At 65.2% G+C, this 18232-nt stretch carries 17 protein-coding genes, 1 tRNA gene and 1 rRNA gene; 11 read left to right on the top strand and 8 right to left on the bottom strand.

The window, feature by feature from the left end; genetic code table 11:
• Positions 1–9: 9 nt before the first annotated feature.
• From rrf to E8F06_RS04120, 4 genes are all read left to right on the top strand, one after another.
• Positions 10–125 (top strand): 5S ribosomal RNA (gene rrf, locus E8F06_RS04135).
• Positions 126–282: 157 nt separating this feature from the next.
• On the top strand, positions 283–1275 hold the full coding sequence (locus tag E8F06_RS04130) for an asparaginase (RefSeq protein ID WP_280364516.1): 993 nt from the start codon (positions 283–285) through the stop codon (positions 1273–1275).
• A gap of 232 nt (positions 1276–1507) precedes the next feature.
• Entirely contained in the window at positions 1508–2455 is a 948-nt protein-coding gene (locus E8F06_RS04125; RefSeq protein WP_280364514.1) for a Ppx/GppA family phosphatase, read from the top strand.
• Positions 2456–2477: 22 nt separating this feature from the next.
• A complete protein-coding gene (locus tag E8F06_RS04120; RefSeq protein WP_280364511.1) occupies positions 2478–3497 on the top strand; it encodes a transporter in 1020 nt (339 codons plus the stop codon).
• 161 nt (positions 3498–3658) lie between these two features.
• On the opposite strand, the gene E8F06_RS04115 is transcribed toward E8F06_RS04120, so the two are convergent.
• Positions 3659–3735 (bottom strand) — tRNA-Arg (locus E8F06_RS04115).
• A gap of 320 nt (positions 3736–4055) precedes the next feature.
• Between E8F06_RS04115 and gabD the strand changes: the two genes are divergently transcribed.
• The 4 genes from gabD to E8F06_RS04095 all read left to right on the top strand — a co-directional run bounded on the left by gabD (position 4056) and on the right by E8F06_RS04095 (position 9844).
• On the top strand, positions 4056–5507 hold the full coding sequence (gabD, locus tag E8F06_RS04110) for an NADP-dependent succinate-semialdehyde dehydrogenase (protein WP_190834870.1): 1452 nt from the start codon (positions 4056–4058) through the stop codon (positions 5505–5507).
• A gap of 168 nt (positions 5508–5675) precedes the next feature.
• Complete coding sequence (gene gabT, locus E8F06_RS04105; protein WP_280364505.1) at positions 5676–6953, top strand: 4-aminobutyrate--2-oxoglutarate transaminase; 1278 nt, start codon at positions 5676–5678, stop codon at positions 6951–6953.
• Positions 6954–7295: 342 nt separating this feature from the next.
• Positions 7296–8507 carry an HDOD domain-containing protein gene (locus tag E8F06_RS04100; protein ID WP_280364502.1) on the top strand — a complete coding sequence of 404 codons (1212 nt, stop codon included), beginning with the start codon at positions 7296–7298 and terminating at the stop codon, positions 8505–8507.
• Positions 8508–8623: 116 nt separating this feature from the next.
• Positions 8624–9844: an HDOD domain-containing protein gene (locus E8F06_RS04095; protein WP_280364500.1), complete on the top strand. Its 1221-nt coding sequence runs from the start codon at positions 8624–8626 to the stop codon at positions 9842–9844.
• Here E8F06_RS04095 and E8F06_RS04090 read toward each other — a convergent pair.
• Both E8F06_RS04090 and E8F06_RS04085 read right to left on the bottom strand, forming a co-directional pair.
• Entirely contained in the window at positions 9841–10431 is a 591-nt protein-coding gene (locus E8F06_RS04090; RefSeq protein ID WP_280364498.1) for a 2-hydroxychromene-2-carboxylate isomerase, read from the bottom strand. The genes E8F06_RS04095 and E8F06_RS04090 overlap by 4 nt on opposite strands.
• Before the next feature lie 40 nt (positions 10432–10471).
• The gene (locus E8F06_RS04085; RefSeq protein ID WP_280364496.1) at positions 10472–11212 is read right to left on the bottom strand and encodes an SDR family oxidoreductase; all 741 of its coding nucleotides are present in this window, start codon (positions 11210–11212) and stop codon (positions 10472–10474) included.
• Between the two features lie 87 nt (positions 11213–11299).
• Here E8F06_RS04085 and E8F06_RS04080 point away from each other — a divergent pair, with 87 nt between their 5' ends.
• On the top strand, positions 11300–11872 hold the full coding sequence (locus E8F06_RS04080) for a TetR/AcrR family transcriptional regulator (protein ID WP_280364494.1): 573 nt from the start codon (positions 11300–11302) through the stop codon (positions 11870–11872).
• Here E8F06_RS04080 and E8F06_RS04075 read toward each other — a convergent pair.
• Both E8F06_RS04075 and E8F06_RS04070 read right to left on the bottom strand, forming a co-directional pair.
• Positions 11861–12781: a LysR family transcriptional regulator gene (locus E8F06_RS04075; RefSeq protein ID WP_280364493.1), complete on the bottom strand. Its 921-nt coding sequence runs from the start codon at positions 12779–12781 to the stop codon at positions 11861–11863. The two genes, E8F06_RS04080 and E8F06_RS04075, sit on opposite strands and share 12 nt — an antisense overlap.
• A gap of 60 nt (positions 12782–12841) precedes the next feature.
• The gene (locus E8F06_RS04070; protein ID WP_280364491.1) at positions 12842–13744 is read right to left on the bottom strand and encodes a DMT family transporter; all 903 of its coding nucleotides are present in this window, start codon (positions 13742–13744) and stop codon (positions 12842–12844) included.
• Between the two features lie 143 nt (positions 13745–13887).
• Here E8F06_RS04070 and E8F06_RS04065 point away from each other — a divergent pair, with 143 nt between their 5' ends.
• Complete coding sequence (locus E8F06_RS04065; RefSeq protein WP_280364489.1) at positions 13888–14811, top strand: autotransporter domain-containing protein; 924 nt, start codon at positions 13888–13890, stop codon at positions 14809–14811.
• Positions 14812–14911: 100 nt separating this feature from the next.
• On the opposite strand, the gene E8F06_RS04060 is transcribed toward E8F06_RS04065, so the two are convergent.
• Both E8F06_RS04060 and E8F06_RS04055 read right to left on the bottom strand, forming a co-directional pair.
• Positions 14912–15076, bottom strand: coding sequence for a rubredoxin (locus tag E8F06_RS04060; protein ID WP_280364487.1), 165 nt, complete (start codon positions 15074–15076; stop codon positions 14912–14914).
• 96 nt (positions 15077–15172) lie between these two features.
• Positions 15173–16237, bottom strand: a complete 1065-nt coding sequence (locus tag E8F06_RS04055; RefSeq protein ID WP_280364485.1) for a fatty acid desaturase — start codon at positions 16235–16237, stop codon at positions 15173–15175.
• Positions 16238–16337: 100 nt separating this feature from the next.
• On the opposite strand from E8F06_RS04055, the gene E8F06_RS04050 reads away from it, so the two are divergent.
• A complete protein-coding gene (locus E8F06_RS04050) occupies positions 16338–17345 on the top strand; it encodes an AraC family transcriptional regulator (protein WP_280364484.1) in 1008 nt (335 codons plus the stop codon).
• Positions 17346–17452: 107 nt separating this feature from the next.
• On the opposite strand, the gene E8F06_RS04045 is transcribed toward E8F06_RS04050, so the two are convergent.
• The gene (locus tag E8F06_RS04045) at positions 17453–18148 is read right to left on the bottom strand and encodes a Crp/Fnr family transcriptional regulator (RefSeq protein ID WP_280364481.1); all 696 of its coding nucleotides are present in this window, start codon (positions 18146–18148) and stop codon (positions 17453–17455) included.
• Between the last annotated feature and the right edge of the window lie 84 nt (positions 18149–18232).

The following is an 18232-nucleotide window of genomic DNA, read 5'->3' as shown; positions in this document are numbered from 1 at the left end:
ACCGAATTGCTTGACGACCATAGAGCGTTGGAACCACCTGATCCCATCCCGAACTCAGCAGTGAAACGACGCATCGCCGATGGTAGTGTGGAGCTTCTCCATGTGAGAGTAGGTCATCGTCAAGCTTCTATCCCAAACCCCCGATACGCCCAGGCGTGTCGGGGGTTTGTCTTTGCGCGCAAGAAAATTCAAGCTCGCGAAATACAACCAAAAGCCCGTAGGCCAAGGCGCCGAGCGGGATTAGGATGGCTGGGACTGCAGTACAACAAGAACGGAGAAACCATGTCCCCCTCCCGCAAGCTCCTGGTGCTCTATACCGGGGGCACCATCGGCATGCAGATGACCGACGCAGGCCTCGCACCCGCTTCCGGCTTCGAGGTGCGGCTGAGAGCCGAGCAGGCTGCACACCCTGAGCGTCTCGTTCCTGATTGGATATTCCGCGAGCTGTCACCAATCCTCGACAGCGCCAATATGACCCAGGCCAACTGGCTGCAAATGCGGGATGCGATTGTCGAGGGCGTGGAAAAGGAAGGCTGCGATGCCGTCCTGCTCCTGCACGGCACGGATACCCTGGCCTATAGCGCCGCTAGCCTTTCCTTCCTGCTCTTGGGGTTGCCCGTGCCGGTGGTACTGACCGGATCCATGCAGCCAGCAGGCGTCGAAGGTGGCGATGCCTGGCCTAATCTCTTCGGCGCTCTGGAGCGGCTTCATACCGGCATCGAGTCTGGTGTGTACCTCTATTTCAATGGCCACCTATTGCCGGGTACACGGGCTGGCAAGCAGAAGAGCGACGCCTTCGACGCCTTCACTGAATCACGGCGACCGGCACGTGGCATTCGCGCCAACAGCGTTCCTGATGCCCTCAACTATCGCCACCCGCGTCGTCCGGCGGTATTGGCAGTACAGCCGCTGTATCCAGGCCTAGGCGCGGCCCAGCTGCGCGCAACACTGGAAACGGGCGTCCAGGGCTTGCTGCTGGAATGCTACGGCAGTGGTACCGGCCCATCCGACAATGCCGAGTTGCTTGCTGCCTTGAAGGATGCTCACGCGCGGGGCGTGGTGCTGGCGGCGATCAGCCAATGCCCCGAAGGATCTGTCGAGTTCGACATCTATGCCGCTGGCAGCCTGCTGGCCAGTGCCGGGCTGGTTTCCTGCGCCGGGATGACCCGGGAAGCCGCCCTGGGCAAGCTGTTCAGCCTGATCGGGCTTGGGCTTTCCCAGGCTGATGTCGAAAGCTGGCTGGTCCAGGACCTCTGCAGAGAGCTGGCGGGCTGACGCATCTAGCTTCAGTACCCTGCGCTGTTAGTCCCCTCGCCTGAGTCGACGGGCCAGCCACTCGCCTGGCCCGCTGTCTTCACCCGCAGAGTCCTTCCCCGCCACCTGGCAGCTTCTCCCTGGCCTGTCATCGAAGTGTCATGGGCTGCGCGGCACCATTTCCCATCCTTTTTATATGCTCACGGGTGGCCGCCGTAGTCGCCCGCTTGCCAGCCAGACAGGGACTCTCTGCATGAAAGGCGATGCTTCGCTGTTTGCCGCCGTGGATCTCGGCTCCAATGCGTTTCGCATGATGATCGGCCAGCGAGTGCTTCGGGATAAGCGCCTGGTCATCGAGAAGATCAAAACGCTCCGCGAACCCGTTCGTCTCGCCGAAGGCCTGCAGGACAACGCCCTCGACCCGCGCGCACTGGAGCGTGGCTGGCAGGCCCTGGAGCGATTCGGTAAGCGCCTGCGTGGCTTCGAGGAGGCGCGCGTGCGTGCCGTAGCCACCAGCGCCGTCCGCCAGGCCAGGAATGCTTCGACCTTCCTAGTGGGGGCCGAAGCGCGCCTGGGATTCCCCATCGACGTCATCTCCGGTCAGGAAGAAGCCACGCTTGTCTACGCCGGCATCGCCCATACCATGCCGTGCGAATCCACCACCCGCCTGGTGGTCGATATCGGGGGTGGCTCCACCGAGCTGATCATTGGCCGTGGAAGTCAGCCGATCTTCACCGAAAGCGTTGCCGTGGGAAGCGGCGCCTTCGGTAAACGCTACTTCTACGACGGGCGCGTCGACAGCCGATCCCTCCAGGCGGCCGAACAGGCTGCCTGCATGCAGTTTGCTCGCGCGGCCCGACAAGTGCGCCAGCATGGCTGGCACATCGCTGTCGGCTCCTCTGGCACGGCGCGCATGCTGGCCAAGGTACTCAAGGCCAATGAACTCAACGACGGCAGTCGTGATGGCATCACCTATACCGGGCTGCTGCGCCTGTCGCTGCAACTGCTTGAGGCGGGCCAGGTCAAGCGCTTGAAGCTGGATGGGCTTCAGACACACCGGCTTGGCACGCTCCCAGGTGGATTGGCCGTTATGCTGGCCGCGTTCAAGGTATTCGGCATCGAGGAAATGTTCCCCTCCGAGCCGGGATTGCGTTTCGGCCTGCTGCACGGACTGATGCATGGCGGCGCCCGGCATTGCTGAGCGTCCATCCGCACGCGCACGCATGAATCTCGGCATGCTTTCAGGTCCCCAGGACGCCGACCTCCACGGTCTGCTCTATGGCTTCGTGTTCCGTCCGGGGGAGTCGGGCCAGGAAGTCGACTCGGCCGAGGCGCTGCGCTGCCTGCACAATCCACGTTCGCCTGATGAATTCCTCTGGCTGCATCTCAACCTGGCCCATGCGGCGTGCGAGCGCTGGATGAAGGTCAACCTGGACCTGCCGGAATCCTTCTTCGAGACCCTGCGAGAAGGCTCGCGCTCCACACGGATCGAACACGTCGAGGCCGCCCTGCTGGCCGTGGTCAACGACGTGGTCTTCAACTTCGGGATGGTTTCCTCGGACGTGTCCACCCTCTGGGCCTGTGCGCGCAGTCGCCTGCTGGTGAGCGCGCGGCTGCAACCGCTGCACTCGGTGGACAAGCTGCGCTCCTCGGTGAAGAAGGGCGAACGCTTCAGCTCGCCGATCGAGCTGCTGGTCCACCTGCTGCGCGACCAGGGTGACCTGCTCACCCAGATCGTTCGGGAGGCCGGTATGAACGTCGACCGTATCGAAGACCAGATGCTCTCCCAGCGCCTTGCCGACAATCGCGCCGAGCTGAGCGCCATGCGCCGCGTCCTGGTGCGCCTGCAGCGGCTGCTGGCGTTGGAGCCGGGCTCTCTGCTGCGGTTGCTCAATCGGCCCCCTGAGTGGCTTAGGGAGCGGGACGTACAGCAGCTGCGTGCTGCCACCGAAGAGTTCACGCTGATCATCAGCGACCTCACCAGCCTCGGCGAGCGCATCAAGCTCCTGCAGGAAGAGATCGCCGCCAAGCTCAACGAACAGACCAACCGCACGCTCTTCACCCTGACGATGGTTACCGTGCTCGCCCTGCCGATCAACATCATCGCCGGCTTCTTCGGCATGAACGTCGGTGGCGTTCCCCTGGCGGGCGATCCCCACGGCTTTTGGGTGCTGGTGGCGCTGGTGGCCACCTTCACGGTACTGGCCGGGCGCTGGGCGTTCCGCAAACGCGGCGACTACTGATCCAGCCAATTCCCGTAATCCCCGACGGCATCCTGCCGGGCTTCGGCACCGCTAGCATCCGCGTCCGGGTCTACAGGTAGGTCGCCCCTGTCGGTTCATGACATCGGATATATCCGAAAACGAAAAAGGCCCCAGGATTTCTCCTGGGGCCTTCTCGTATATGGCGCACCCGGCGGGATTCGAACCCACGACCCCTGCCTTCGGAGGGCAGTACTCTATCCAGCTGAGCTACGGATGCTTATGGGGGCGCAATAATACCGATGTCAGGGCTTGGCGTCCATGCGGGTTCCTTTGTTCGTGATGTTGAACGATGGTGCCGCTTGGGGTCATCTTTGATCAGGATTTCGACAAACAGTAACGACTTTTTGTTGATTTTATCGAACGGGCTATTGCCCTCAGGTTTTCGGCACCCTAGGATTCCGTTTGAGATTTCAAACGCCCCCTCGCCTTACCAGAAGCCGGGCCGTTCCAATCACTCCGTCCTGGCCAATCCTGTATTGGCTGAAGAACAACAACCTGCCCCGGGGCCCGTGCAGCGCCGGTGTGAAGGAGACAGAGATGCAATTGAAAGACGCCAAGCTGTTCCGCCAGCAAGCCTATATCGACGGCACCTGGCTGGACGCCGACAGTGGCCAGACCATCAAGGTCAACAACCCGGCCACTGGCGAAATCATCGGCAGCGTGCCGAAGATGGGCACCGCTGAGACCCGCCGCGCCATCGAGGCTGCCGAGCGTGCTCTGCCGGCCTGGCGTGCGCTGACCGCCAAGGAACGCGCCAACAAGCTGCGTCGCTGGTTCGAACTGATGATGGAGAACCAGGACGACCTCGGCCGCCTGATGACCATCGAGCAGGGCAAGCCGCTGGCCGAAGCCAAGGGCGAGATCGCCTACGCCGCTTCCTTCATCGAGTGGTTCGCTGAAGAAGCCAAGCGCGTATACGGTGACGTGATCCCCGGCCACCAGCCCGACAAGCGCCTGATCGTGATCAAGCAGCCCATCGGTGTGACCGCTGCGATCACCCCGTGGAACTTCCCGTCCGCGATGATCACCCGCAAGGCCGGCCCGGCTCTGGCCGCCGGTTGCACCATGGTGATCAAGCCTGCTTCCCAGACCCCCTTCTCTGCCCTGGCCCTGGTCGAACTGGCCGAGCGCGCCGGCATCCCGAAAGGCGTCCTGAGCGTGGTCACCGGCAGCGCTGGCGAAGTCGGCGGCGAGCTGACCAGCAACCCGGTCGTTCGCAAGCTGTCCTTCACCGGCTCCACCGAGATCGGTCGCCAGCTGATGGCTGAATGCGCCAAGGACATCAAGAAGGTTTCCCTGGAGCTGGGCGGCAACGCACCCTTCATCGTTTTCGATGACGCGGACCTCGACGCCGCCGTAGAAGGCGCGCTGATCTCCAAGTACCGCAATAACGGCCAGACCTGCGTCTGCGCCAACCGCCTGTACGTGCAGGACGGCATCTACGACGCCTTCGCCGAGAAGCTGAAGGCCGCCGTGGCCAAGCTGAAGATCGGTAATGGCCTGGAAGACGGCACCACCACCGGCCCGCTGATCGACGAGAAAGCCGTGGCCAAGGTCCAGGAGCACATCGCCGACGCCGTTTCCAAGGGCGCCAAGCTGCTCGCCGGTGGCAAGCCACACAGCCTGGGTGGCACCTTCTTCGAGCCGACCATCCTGGTCGACGTGCCGAAGAACGCCGCCGTGGCCAAGGAAGAAACCTTCGGCCCGCTGGCTCCGCTGTTCCGCTTCAAGGACGAGGCCGATGTCATCGCCATGGCGAACGACACCGAATTCGGCCTGGCTTCCTATTTCTACGCCCGTGACCTGGGCCGCGTGTTCCGCGTGGCTGAGGCGCTGGAGTACGGCATGGTGGGTATCAACACCGGCCTGATCTCCAACGAAGTGGCGCCCTTCGGCGGCGTGAAGGCCTCTGGCCTGGGCCGCGAAGGTTCCAAATACGGCATCGAGGACTACCTGGAGATCAAGTATCTCTGCCTCGGCGGTATCTGATCCAAAGACGGGGCAAGGCGCGAAAGAGCGCGCGGCGCCCCAGCTCCACCCATGAAGAAACGGGCCTCCGGCAAGCCTTCGCAGTCGATCATCGTATGCTGCGACGGCCCCTACCGGGGGCATTCATCCTTGAGACTGAGCCGCCCGATGAGCGGCCGTGAGGAACTTATGAGCAAGAACGAATCCCTGCTGAAACGCCGTGCCGCAGCCGTTGCCCGCGGTGTCAGCCAGATCCACCCGATCGTCGCCGAGCGCGCCGAAAACGCCACCGTCTGGGACGTCGACGGTCGTGAGTACATCGACTTCGCCGGCGGTATTGCCGTACTGAACACCGGCCACCTGCACCCGAAGGTGATCGAGGCCGTTCAGGAGCAGCTGACCAAGCTGTCCCACACCTGCTTCCAGGTTCTGGCCTACGAACCCTACATCGAGCTCTGCGAAGAGATCGCCAAGCGCGTACCGGGTGACTTCGCCAAGAAGACCCTGCTGGTGACCTCCGGCTCCGAAGCCGTTGAAAACGCCGTGAAGATCGCCCGTGCCGCCACCGGCCGCGCTGGCGTGATCGCCTTCACCGGCGCCTACCACGGCCGCACCATGATGACCCTGTCCCTGACCGGCAAGGTGGTTCCGTACTCCGCCGGCATGGGCCTGATGCCGGGCGGTGTGTTCCGTGCCCTGGCTCCGTGCGAACTGCACGGCGTGAGCGAAGACGACTCCATCGCCAGCATCGAGCGCATCTTCAAGAACGATGCCCAGCCGCAGGACATCGCTGCCATCATCATCGAGCCGGTTCAGGGCGAAGGTGGCTTCTACGTCAACTCCAAGGCCTTCATGCAGCGCCTGCGCGCCCTGTGCGACCAGCACGGCATCCTGCTGATCGCCGACGAAGTGCAGACTGGCGCTGGCCGTACCGGCACCTTCTTCGCCACCGAGCAACTGGGCGTCGTGCCTGATCTGACCACCTTCGCCAAGTCCGTTGGCGGTGGCTTCCCGATCTCCGGCGTCGTCGGCAAGGCCGAAGTCATGGACAGCATCGCTCCCGGCGGCCTGGGCGGCACTTATGCCGGCAGCCCGATCGCTTGCGCCGCGGCCCTGGCCGTGCTGAAAGTGTTCGACGAAGAGAAACTGCTGGAGCGCAGCCAGGCTGTAGGCGAGCGCCTGAAGGCCGGCCTGCGTGAAATCGCAGCCAAGCACAAGGTCATCGGCGACGTTCGTGGCCTGGGTTCGATGGTTGCCATCGAGCTGTTCGAAGGCGGCGACGAAAGCAAGCCGGCTGCCGAACTGGTTGGCAAGATCGTGGCCAAGGCTCGCGACAAGGGCCTGATCCTGCTGTCTTGCGGCACCTACTACAACGTCATCCGCTTCCTGATGCCGGTCACCATTCCCGACGCACAACTGGACAAGGGCATCGCCATTGTCGCCGAGTGCTTCGACGAACTGGCCTGATTCCCCAGGTAGTGAAAAAAGACCCGCTTCGGCGGGTCTTTTTTTGCCTGCGCGAATTGATTGCTGGCAGACCTTCGGCCTGCTTGGCGAATGAATTCACCCCTACAGGCGTGGGCGAAGCTTCGCGCAGCGTGGATAACGCCCTCCGGGAAGGGCGGTGGTGCCCCGCTCGAACTTTCCTGCGCTGCGTTCAACCTTGGTCTACACCACTTTCCAGCGTGCAGGCCGCGGATTAGACTGCCCGCCGCAATTTCATGACGACAGATCCTCCCCCTCCTTCAGCCAATTCCTGGCCCTGCGCAGGGTTTGTCACGGACGACCCACCCGCTATTCGAGGTATCCATGCCCGCCGCCGCCCAGGTTCCGGAAGTCCTGATTGCCGAGGCCGATCCCTGGACGTCGGATCTGCTGGCGCAACTGGTCCTGGATATTCGCGGTGATGTCCGCGTGGTGCAGGTGGCCGACGGCTGCGAAGCCCTGGCCCGCTGCAAGCGGCGGCTGCCGGATCTGGTGATTGCCGACGGCGAGCTGGGTGGGATCGATGGGGTGGAACTGCTGCGCCAATTGCGCCGCCATCCGCGCACGCCGGCCCTGCCTTTCGTGCTGATCAGCGCCCGCGTCGATGCGGCCAGCGTGCGTGCCGTGCGGCCGCTGGCGCCATCGGCGTACCTCGGCAAACCCTTCAACGCCGCCAAGCTGCGCAAGCGTCTCGGCGCCCTGTTGCCCGCCGGTGACGGCACAATGGGCCAGCAGACGCCGGCCTTGCTGATGAGCAGCCTGAAGGAATACCTGGACAGCGTTCGCGAAGAGGGCCAGGGAGCGCCCTTGCTGGACGATGTCCGCGACGCCGTGAGCCAGTGCCTGCAGGCGGATCAACTCGACCTGCGCGATCTTGATGAAATCTTCTCCCGCGACCCACAGATCACTGCTCGGCTGATCGCTGCTGCCAACAGCGCGGCCCAGCATCTCGGCATGCCCTGCCAGACCCTGGCCCAGGCCATGCAGCGGCTGGGCGTCACCCGCGTGCTCAACCTCGTGCTCGGCATGGCCCTGGAGCGTAATGCCCGGTTGCGTGACCCGCGCCTGTCGGAGCTGGCCGACCTGGTCTGGCAGGCCGCCCAGCGCAGCGCCGAGCTGGCCTACTGGGTGGCCAGCGAACTGGAGCTGGATGCCGAGCTCTGCTACACCGCCGGGCTACTGCACAACATGGGCGAACTGGCCCTGCTGCGCAGCCTGCAGGATTGGCAGGACGCCGGCGGCAACCTGGGTAACGAGGAGCTGCAGGACGTGATGCAGCGGCGGTCGGCGGGCTTCGGTTCGGCCCTGCGCATCCGCTGGCGCCTGCCCTTCGGCCTGCGTGAGCTGGTGGCTGCGTTCCACGGCCTGGGCGCCGGAGTGTTCTCCCGCGAAGCCCTGGTGCTCAACCTCTGCGCCGCGCTGCTGCGCCTGCCCCATGGCGAAACCCCGGCGAGCCTGACGGACGAGCGCGCGGCCCGACTGCTGCGTCTTGACGCCGCACTGCTGGAACGGTTGCCGGGACGCCTGCTGTCCTGATGCCGTCCGGGCTGGCGTGCCAGCCCCGGCATTGTCTAGTCTGCTGAAATGCTCGTTGCAGTTGTACGAGCGGTACAGGAAATTTCCGGGAGTTGAGCGGAACAGGATCGCCACGCATGGCTGATATGGAACAGGCACCCAGGGTGCTGATAGCCGACCCCGATCGCTGGAGCGCCGAGCTGCTTGTTGCGCTGGTGCGCAAGGCGCGCTGCGATGCCCAATTGGTGGTGCTGCAGGACAGCCTTAGCGTGCTAGAGCATTGCAGCACCGGTTGGCCTGACCTGCTGATCGTCGACTATGGCCTGCCCGGCATCGGCGGACTGGAGCTGCTGCGGGAAGTGCGCCGCCAGCGGCGCCATCCGCCCGTGCCATTTTTCCTTATCACCGAACGCGTGGATGCGGCCAGCGTTCGCGCCGCCCTGCCGTTGGCCCCCACCGCCTACCTGGCCAAGCCATTCAACGCCGAAGACCTGTTGAAGCGCCTGCGCAACCTGCTGCTGGAACCGGGTGAGGAGGTCGCCTGCCCAGTGCCGTCCAGCTCCACCGGGCAAGCACTGGACGACTACCTGGCCGAGGCGCGTGAATCCTCCGCGGGAGCGCCGCTGCTGACCACGGTGCTGGACGCGCTGCGGCTGGCCCTGGATGCCCCCACGCGCGACCTTGCCGAACTGGAGCCGCTGTTCCACCAGGACCCGCAGCTCACCGGCCAGCTGATCGCTGCCGCCAACAGTGCCGCCCAACACCTGGGCAGCGGCTGCCAGACCCTTGCCCAGGCCCTGTCCCGGCTCGGCCCACAGCACAGCCTTAACCTGGCACTGGGCCTGGCCCTGCAACGCAGCGTCAACCTCACCGATCCCTTGCTGGTGCCCCACGGCGAGCGCCTCTGGCGGCAATCGCAGCGCACCGCCGAGCTGGCGCGCTGGTTGGCGCAATGCCTGGAAGGGGATGGCGAGCGCTGTTACACCGCTGGGTTGCTGCACTCGCTGGGAGACCTTGCGGTGCTGCGTAGCATCCAGAGCTGGCGTGACGACGGCGGAGAAGGGCTGACCGAGGAGCAGGTCGACGCCGCACTGCACACCCATGGCGCACCCTTCGGTTCGGCCCTGCGCACCCGCTGGCGCCTGCCTCTGGAACTGCGCCAGTTGATCGCCGCCGCCTACCAGCTCGGCGGCGGCGTCTACTCGAAGGACGCGCTCATCGTGCACATCGCCAAGCTCGCGGCCGAGCTGCCCGAGGGCGAAGACGCCAGCGGCCTCGCCCGGCACAAGGCGGCACGGATGCTCGGCCTGGATGCCAGCTTGCTGGCGTCGCTGCCGAATCTGGCCGCTGCCGGCTAGGCCAGCGCCTCCTCGACGAAGTCCAGCCGGTCCTGGCCGAAGTACATCTCCTCGCCGACGAAGCAGGTGGGCGCGCCGAACACGCCGCGCTTCACCGCTTCCTCAGTGGCAGCCTTCAGTGCGTCCTTTACCTCCTGATCGCCCACCAGGGCCAGCAGTGCTTGCGGATCGAAGCCGGCTTCCTGCAGGACGGCGGCCACCACGGCGGGGTCGCCGAGGTTGCGCTTGTCCTGCCAGAGGGCGCGGAACATGGCGTCCAGATAGGCCCCGAAGCGTTCCGGCTGGCGCAGCTGCACGCCGATGGCGCCGCGCATCAGGGTCAGGGTATTGATGGGGAAGTACGGGTTGAAATGCATTGTCACGCCGTAGCGACGGGCGAAGCGCTGCATGTCGATCATGGTGTGGCGGGCCTTGGCCGGGACTGCGGCCGGGGACGCGTTGCCGGTGGCCTGGAACACGCCGCCCAGCAGCATCGGGCGGTAACGCAGCGTCGCGTCATGGCGCGCGCAGATACCCGGCAGCTGCGTCCAGGCCAGGTAGCTGGCCGGGCTGCCGAGGTCGAAGAAGAATTCGACCGTTTTGGTCATGGGTGCATTCTCGTCGTTGGTTGTCGGCTACGGCCAGGGATTACCAGCGTTCCATCCAGGGCCGCAGATCCAGCTCGAACGTCCAGGCATCGCGGGGCTGGCTATGCAGATACCAGTAGTTCTCGGCGATGTGCTCGGGGGCGAGGATGCCGTCCTGGTCCTTCAGTGCATAGCGCTCGGGGAAGCTCTCGCGGATGAATTCGGTATCGATGGCGCCGTCCACCACCACGTGGGCCACATGGATGTTCCTCGGTCCCAGCTCGCGCGCCATGCTCTGGGCCAGGGCGCGGATGCCGTGCTTGGCACCGGCGAAGGCGGCAAAGCCAGCGGCGCCACGCAGGCCAGCGGTGGCGCCGGTAAAGAGAATGGTGCCGCGCCCGCGGGTGACCATGCGCTTGGCCACCGCCTGGCTGGTGAGGAAGCCGGAGAAACAGGCCATCTCCCAGATCTTGAAGTATTTGCGCGCGGTCTCTTCGAGGATGCTGCAAGGCACGTTGGCGCCGATGTTGAAGACGAAGGCTTCGATCGGGCCGATGTCCCGCTCGATGGTTTCCACCAGCTCGGCGACGTCTTCTTCCTTGCGCGCATCGGAGCCGAAGCCATAGGCCTCACCACCGTCGGCGCGAATGGCATCCACCAGCGGCTGCAGCTTGTCGGCGCTGCGCCGGGTCACGCAGGCCACATAGCCCTCGCGGGCGAAGCGCCGGGCGATGGCACCGCCGGTGGCGTCGCCCGCACCAATTACCAGTACGACTTTCTTGTTTTCGGTCTCGCTAGCCATGCTGCTCACCTTTACTGAACGATCGTTAGCTGAACGTACGTTATGCTATGCTCGCCAACGCGTCAAGCCAGTCCACCGGAGGTCGTCGTGCGTTACTCAGCCACCCACAAGGAAGAAACCCGCCAGAAGCTGCTGGAAAGCAGCGGTTCGATCGCCAAGAGCGGCGGTTTTTCCACCACCGGTGTCGACGGCCTGATGAAGGCAATCGGCCTGACCGGCGGGGCCTTCTACAGCCATTTCCCGTCGAAGAACGACCTCTTCACCGCCATCGTCCAGCGCGAGCTGTCCCGTAGCCTGATCGGCCAGGTGGCGCGTGGCGAAGGCTTCTGCCGCGACAAGCTGGAACGTTGCCTCGACCATTACCTGAGCATGGCCCATCTGCAGAACCCCGACACGGGCTGTGCCATCCCGACCCTGGGTGCGGAGATCGCCCGTGCCGACTTCACGGTACGCGAGGAGGCCGAGCACTGGATGCTGGAGTTGCAGCGGGCCTGGGCGGAAATCCTCGAAGACGGCGAACTGGCCTGGGCACTGATTTCCCAGTGCGTTGGTGCATTGGTCGTGGCGCGCATGCTCGCCCGCGAAGAGACCCAGTCCGAAGTGCTGAGTGCCAGCCGGAGTTTCCTCGGCCGGGTGGTGGATGACCGGCTAGAGCAGTGACTGCTCGGCGCAGACGCTCAGAATCTGCTCCCTCAGCCAGACATTCGCCGGGTCCTGGTCGAAAGGCTGCGCCCAGAGGAGTTCCAGGGAAAAGCTCGGCAGGTCGGGCAGCCGGCTGGTGACGGTGCGGGCGTCGCCCAGGCGTTCGTGAACCCGCGCCGGCATGACCATCAGCAGCTCGCTGGCGGGGATCAGTTGCAAGGCCGCCAGGTAGTTGTTGGTCCGGGCGGCGATCTGCCGCGAGCGGCCCTGCTGCTGCAACCAGCCATCGATCATGTTGCGGTCCGAGTCCCAGGGCGTGGGAAATACCTGGCGCCGCGCACAGAAGGCATCCAGGTTATCCACAGCAGCGGTGCCAGCGGCGCGTACGCAAAGCAGGTCGTCCTTCAACAGCGCCAGGCTCACGAGGCCAGGATGGGCGCGGTGCTGGTGCGGGCCGAAGCCCAGGGCCAGATCCAGTTCGCCATGGACCAGCGCCTCAGCGGGGATTTCTCGCCCCAGGCGCTGCACATCAAGGCTGACCGGGTAACCGGCATCGCTCAGCCGGCGCAGCAAAGGCGGCAGGATCAGCAGCTCGAAATACTCCGGCGCGCAGAGCCGGAAGGTGCGCGGAGCCTGGCTGGGGTCGAAGGCATTGGCCTCGCTGAAGCAGGCGTTCATCAGCTCGATCATGGCGCGGGCGTGAGGGCGCATGGCCAGGGCCTTGCGGGTGGGGCGCATGCCGCTGCGGGTGGCGATGAACAACTCGTCGTCCAGGGTACTGCGCAGTTTCTTCAGGCTGTAGCTGACGCTGGAGGCGCTGAGGTTCAGTACTTCCGCCACGTCCCCCAAGTGCTGCCGCTCATGGATTTCGAGAAACACCAGTAGGTCCTGGATATCGATCTTGCGCAGTCCGTTGGCGAGCAGCATGGCCGGGTTCCATTGGGCGGGAGCGCCATCAGAACCCGCGCCAGTCGACATGGCAAGCACTCAGGCGGCCGCCGTGCGCGCCGGGCTCAAGCGCGCCAGCCAGAGCATGCCGAGGACGATCAGCACGGCGCCGGCCCAGGCCAGCGGCGCGGGTGCTTTATGCAGCCAGAAGCTCTGCAGCAGCAGGGCGAACAGGCCGCTCAGGTAGCTGTAGGCGATCACCGTAGCCGGCGGCAGCCAGTAGATGGCCCGGTGCAGCAGCCAGAAGGTGGCCAGGGTGGCGGTCAGGGCCAGGTAGAACAGCCAGGCGACGTCGCGCAGGGCGATCCCTTGCAGGCCTTCCCAGCGTTGTCCGAGGGTGCTCACCAGGGCCAGCAGCAGGCCGCCCGCCAGCAGGTTGCCGCAGGCCACGGAGGCGGCGCTGCGCTCGCCGCCGAGCCAGGGTTTAAGGCGCTGGCTGAGGGGGCCGTAGAGGGCCATGGCGAAGCAGCCGACGCCGTACACGCTGTAGGCGTAGGTGTCGAAATGGGCATTGTCGAGACCGAGCAGGGCCAAGGCGCCGAAGGCCGCGACCAGGGTCGGCCACAGGCGTTGCAGCACCGGCTTGTGCAGCAGCAGGCGTTCGCCACCGAGGGTCAGCAACGGCACGCTGACATACAGCAGCGCGGTATCCAGCGCCTTGGTGTGCTTCAGGGCTTCGAACAGGCTGCCGAAATAGAGGGCCAGCAGACCGCCCAGCAGCGCGTGGGCAAGTAGCGCACGACCGCCGGGGAGACCGGTGCGGCGCAGCAGCAGGAAAGGCAGGAACAGGCTGCCGGAAAGCAGTAGGCGTAGGGCGGTGAGGGGCAGGGCGTCGAGGGTGGGATTCACCTCCGCGGCGGCGAAGAACGACAGCGCCACCAGCAACGCCCAGAGCAGCATCGAGGCGTTGGCGTTGAGACCGGGGGAGAGGGATGGGCGCATGGTGAAGCTCCTGTGTGTGCAGGTGGCCATTGCGCCAGCGGGGCGAAATTCCGGCAAATCAGAAACTCGCGAGTAGATTCGGGAAATTGAATTGCCCAGCATGACGCTAGAGTTATCCACATTCCCCGCTGGAGATGCCCGTCATGGGTCAGGATCGATCGTCACGCGCTGCCTTCGCCGCACTCTGTGCTTTGCTGATGAGCGCGCCGGCCCTCGGCGACTCCCTCGCCGCCGCCAGCCGTGCCTACCTGCTGGAAGACAGCCATTTCCTCCGCGACGCTGCCTCCGAGCGCATCCAGCAGATTCGCTTTTCCTTCCGCGAACCGCCGCTGGACGAAGGTCAGTCGCCGGCTTGGGCGCGGGCCTTCGGCAGCCACGGTTCGACTGATGCTGACCACCGCGCGCCGCGTCGGGAGCGGGATATCGGCGGCGGGCTGCTGGGCAGCGAGCGCAAGCTGGGCAACTGGCTGGTGGGTGGATTGGGCGGCTACTCGGCGAGTTCGGTGGAAGTGGCGGGCGAGGACGCGGATATCCACAGCCTGCACCTGGGCGTCTACGCCGGTACCAAGATCTACAACCAGATCGGCGTGAAGCTGGGTGCGGCCTGGAGCGGCCACGACGGCGACCGGCGCGCGGCCGCCGGGGACAGCGGCCAGGTGTTCGGCGAACTCAGCTACTCGCTGGATTTTCGCGACTTCAGTGCCGAGGGTTTCAGCGAGCTGGCCTATGTGCGGCTGGACAGCGATTCGCTGGGCTCCCTCGACAGCCAACGCGACGAGATCGGTTACAGCACCTTCGGCCTGCGCGGCACCACGCGTATCGAGCTGGCTTCGGGGCGGCGCCTGACGGCACGCATGAGCTCCGGCTGGCGCCATGCCTACAGCGATAGTCGGCTGGAAGATGAGAGCGGCGCCGCCGTGGCCCTGACCCGCGATGCCTTCAGGCTGGATGCGGGCTTGGATTACCAGCTCACCGAACAGGCTTACGCCGGGCTGTTCTACAACGGCACCTACGCCGAGGACGCGCGCGACAACGGGGTGACGGCGCGGGTAAGCCTGCGCTTCTGACCCCTTGTAGGATGGGTTGAGCTTGCGAAACCCATCAACCGTGCGATGGGTTTCGCTCCGCTCTACCCATCCTACGAGAGAGCCTCGAATCGAGCCGGGCTCAGATTTCCTGCATATCGAAGTCGTTCTTGCCCACGCCGCAATCCGGGCAGATCCAGTCATCCGGTACGTCGTTCCAGGCGGTGCCGGCGGGGATGCCCTCTTCGGGCCAGCCTTTGGTTTCGTCGTAGATCAGGCCGCAGACCACACAAATCCAGGTTTTCATGCCGCTACCTCTTGCTTGCAGCTGTGCTCGGGGAAAGGCGCGCGCCGGGGGCGCGCGCAGTCGCGATCATAGGGGCGGCGGTGCGTCGCCCGTGCCCTAACCAAGGGTGGGTTGGGCGGCAGTCTTCTCCTTCGGGTTCCAGCGGTTGGCGCGGGCGAAGGTGCCGAAGTCGTTGAAGCGCACGCCCATCTCGCGCATCACCCTGTGCGCCACCGGCGCCGTCAGCTGACGGATGTAGAAGGGTTCCTTGACTACGAAATGGTGGATGGCGTGGGTGCTGCCGAAGTTGAAGCAGAAAGCCTGCAGCGGCCACATCCACCAGGGATTGAGCACCTGGGTCTGCTGGATCACGTTGCCCAGTTCGACGTCACCGTAGTAGTGCATGTTGGAGCTGACGAAGTGCAGGCAGAAGGTGCGCAGCACGTTCGGTCCCACGAGCACCACCACGGCGATGTTGACGATGTTCATCGCCTCCAGGGTGCCCGCCGACCAGGCGATGGGCGTATTCAGGGCCCAGGCCAGGGTGTCGAGGGCGTGGAAGCCGAGGAACACGTACCAGGTGCCCCAGTTCAGCAGGGCCAGCGGTGCGTAGACCTTCAGGGTGCGCCAGAGGATGCTGCGTTTCTGCGCCCAGGTCTTGGCCCGGCCCATGCGGATCAGCGAGGACATCACGTTGTCCCCCACCATCAGCAGGCGCGCCAGGCCCCAGGGTTCACCGTTGGTGATGGCGCGTTCTTCCAGGTCGGTTTCGGTACCGGACACCTTGTGATGGTTGAGGTGCAGGTGGCGGCGAACCCAGGGGTTGATGGTGCTCGGCCGCGCCATCCAGACCAGCGCCATCATCAGGTTGTGCGGCACCTTGCGCTTGCGGAAGTACATGCTGTGGATCAGGTCGTGCTCCAGCTCGTGGGTCAGCGAGGCTAGGAAGGCGTTGAGCAGCAGGCAGGCCCACCAGGCGATCTGGTCGTTCAGGTAGAGCAGGGCGGAGCCCAGCATGCCGGCCAGGGCGAAGGCGAGGATGCCGGCGCCGATGGCGTCCTGGTGGTTCAGCACGGGGTAGCGCTGGCGCAGCTCGTTGCCGTGGGCCATCACCACTTCACGAATATGCGCTGATCGCTGTTGGTCATTCAGCGAGCGGGGGCTTGCGGGCTTGGCGGACATGCTTCCATCCTCTTACTGGAGATGGTTCTACTGTGCCGTTCCGGGCTGTCGCCGCGCCCGACCGAGCACGCCAACCTGTTGACCGGAAACGCCAACCTGCATGAGCGAACCCACCACCCTCGCCAGCTGGACCCGAGCCCTGCGCAAGCAGCTGGACGCGCTTGGCCTCGACAGCGCCGACCTGTGCCGGCAGGCGCAGCTCGACCCGGCGCTGATGGACGACCCCAACGCACGCTATCCCTTGTCTGCTACCACCCGGCTCTGGCAACTGGCAGTAGAGGCCAGTGGCGACCCGGCGCTCGGCCTGAAGATTTCCACCTACGTCAGCCCCACCACCTTCCACGCCCTGGGCTACGCGCTGGTGGCCAGCGCCAGCCTGCGGGAAGTGTTCGAGCGCGTCGTGCGTTATCACCAGGTGGTCAGCGACGCGCTGGAGCTGGAGCTCAGCCGCCAGGGCGACCGGTACCTGTTCCGCCTGCGGGTGCGTGAAGATGGATTCGAGCCGGCGCCGGAGGCAGTGGATGCCTTCGCCGCGATCTATGTGCGCACCTGCCGCAACCGCATTGGCCGCGACTACGCGCCGCTGGCCGTGCACCTGCGGCGGCAGGAGCCGGCGGACCCGCAGCCCTGGCACCAGGTGTTCCGCGCGCCGCTGGTCTTCGGTGCCGAGGAAAACCTGCTGGAGTTCGCCGCCGAGGATTTCGAGCGGCCGCTGGACGATGCCAATGCGGAACTGGCCGAACACAACGAGGCGGTGCTCAAGCGCACCCTGGAGCAGCTTCAGCAGCCCACCTGGTCGCGCAAGGTACGGGCCTGCCTGGAGGCCCAGTTGCCCAATGGCGAGCCTTCTGCCGAGCGCATCGCCCACTCCCTGCACCTCAGCCTGCGCAGCCTGCAACGCCATCTGGCGGACGAAGGCTGCAGCTACGAACAACTGCTCGGCGACACTCGCCAGGCGCTGGCGCTGGTCCACATGCGCGACCCGCGCTGCTCCATCAGCGAGATCGCCTACCTGCTCGGTTTCGCCGACACCAGCAGCTTCAGCCGCGCCTTCAAGCGCTGGACCGGGCAGAGCCCGAGCCAGTATCGGGATGGTTTGCCGCGCTGATCGTTGGGTTTCGTTCCTCTACCCAACCTACTTTCCCGATTTGTAGGTTGGGTAGAGCGCAGCGAAACCCAACAGGCGGAGTGTGGATCGATAGAGCATCAACCGCCCTACGGCTTGCCCTGTGCGGCGCGCTTGAGCAGGTCCGGATCGAGAATCTCGATCTCCCCGTAATTCAGGCGCAACGCACCCTGTGCCTCCAGTTCCTTGAGGATCTGGTTGGTGGTCTGGCGGGAGATCGACAGCATCAACGCCAGTTGCTCCTGGGCAAGGTGGATCGAGCGCCGGCGCACCGTCAGGCCGCCATACCCCTCGGCGATCATCAGCAGCCGCCGCGCCAGGCGCTGGGGTGCTGGCAGCAGGCTCATTTCCTCCAGGGCGATGAACGCCAGGCGCAATTTCTGGCTCATCAGCAGGGCGAAGTCGCGCCAGTGCGAAGGCTGTCGATCGAGCAGGGCCAGCAGCGGCGCCTGGGGCAGGTGGAGCAGGGTCACCTGGCCGTCGGCGAAGGCATCGTGGGTTCGTGGCTGACCGTCGAACAGGGAGATTTCGCCGAACCAGTGGGGCGGCTCCACCAGCACCAGCAACGCCTCCTTGCCACTTTCGCTGATGCTGCCGACGCGAATTGCCCCTTCCAGCACCGCATAGAGCCCACAGGGCGGATCGCCCCGGCGGAACAGGCGCTGGCCAGGTTCCAGCCGGCGCAACTGAGCCATGGCCAGGAGCTCGTCCTGCAGGGCGGCGGGCAACAGGCTGAACCATTGGCCGGTCAGCAGGAGGTCGCGATGGTGCTTGAATTCGATCATGGGCTTTGTCGGCTAGCTGACAGAGGTTGCCTGGGGCATGACGCCATTATCGGCGCAACTGCCTGCAAACCTGAGGACACAACA

The organism is Pseudomonas sp. BN411 (assembly GCF_029871235.1).
Taxonomy (GTDB): domain Bacteria; phylum Pseudomonadota; class Gammaproteobacteria; order Pseudomonadales; family Pseudomonadaceae; genus Metapseudomonas.
The sequence above is the reverse complement of the archived record's forward strand: the minus strand, read 5'-3'. Positions and strand labels throughout refer to the sequence as shown.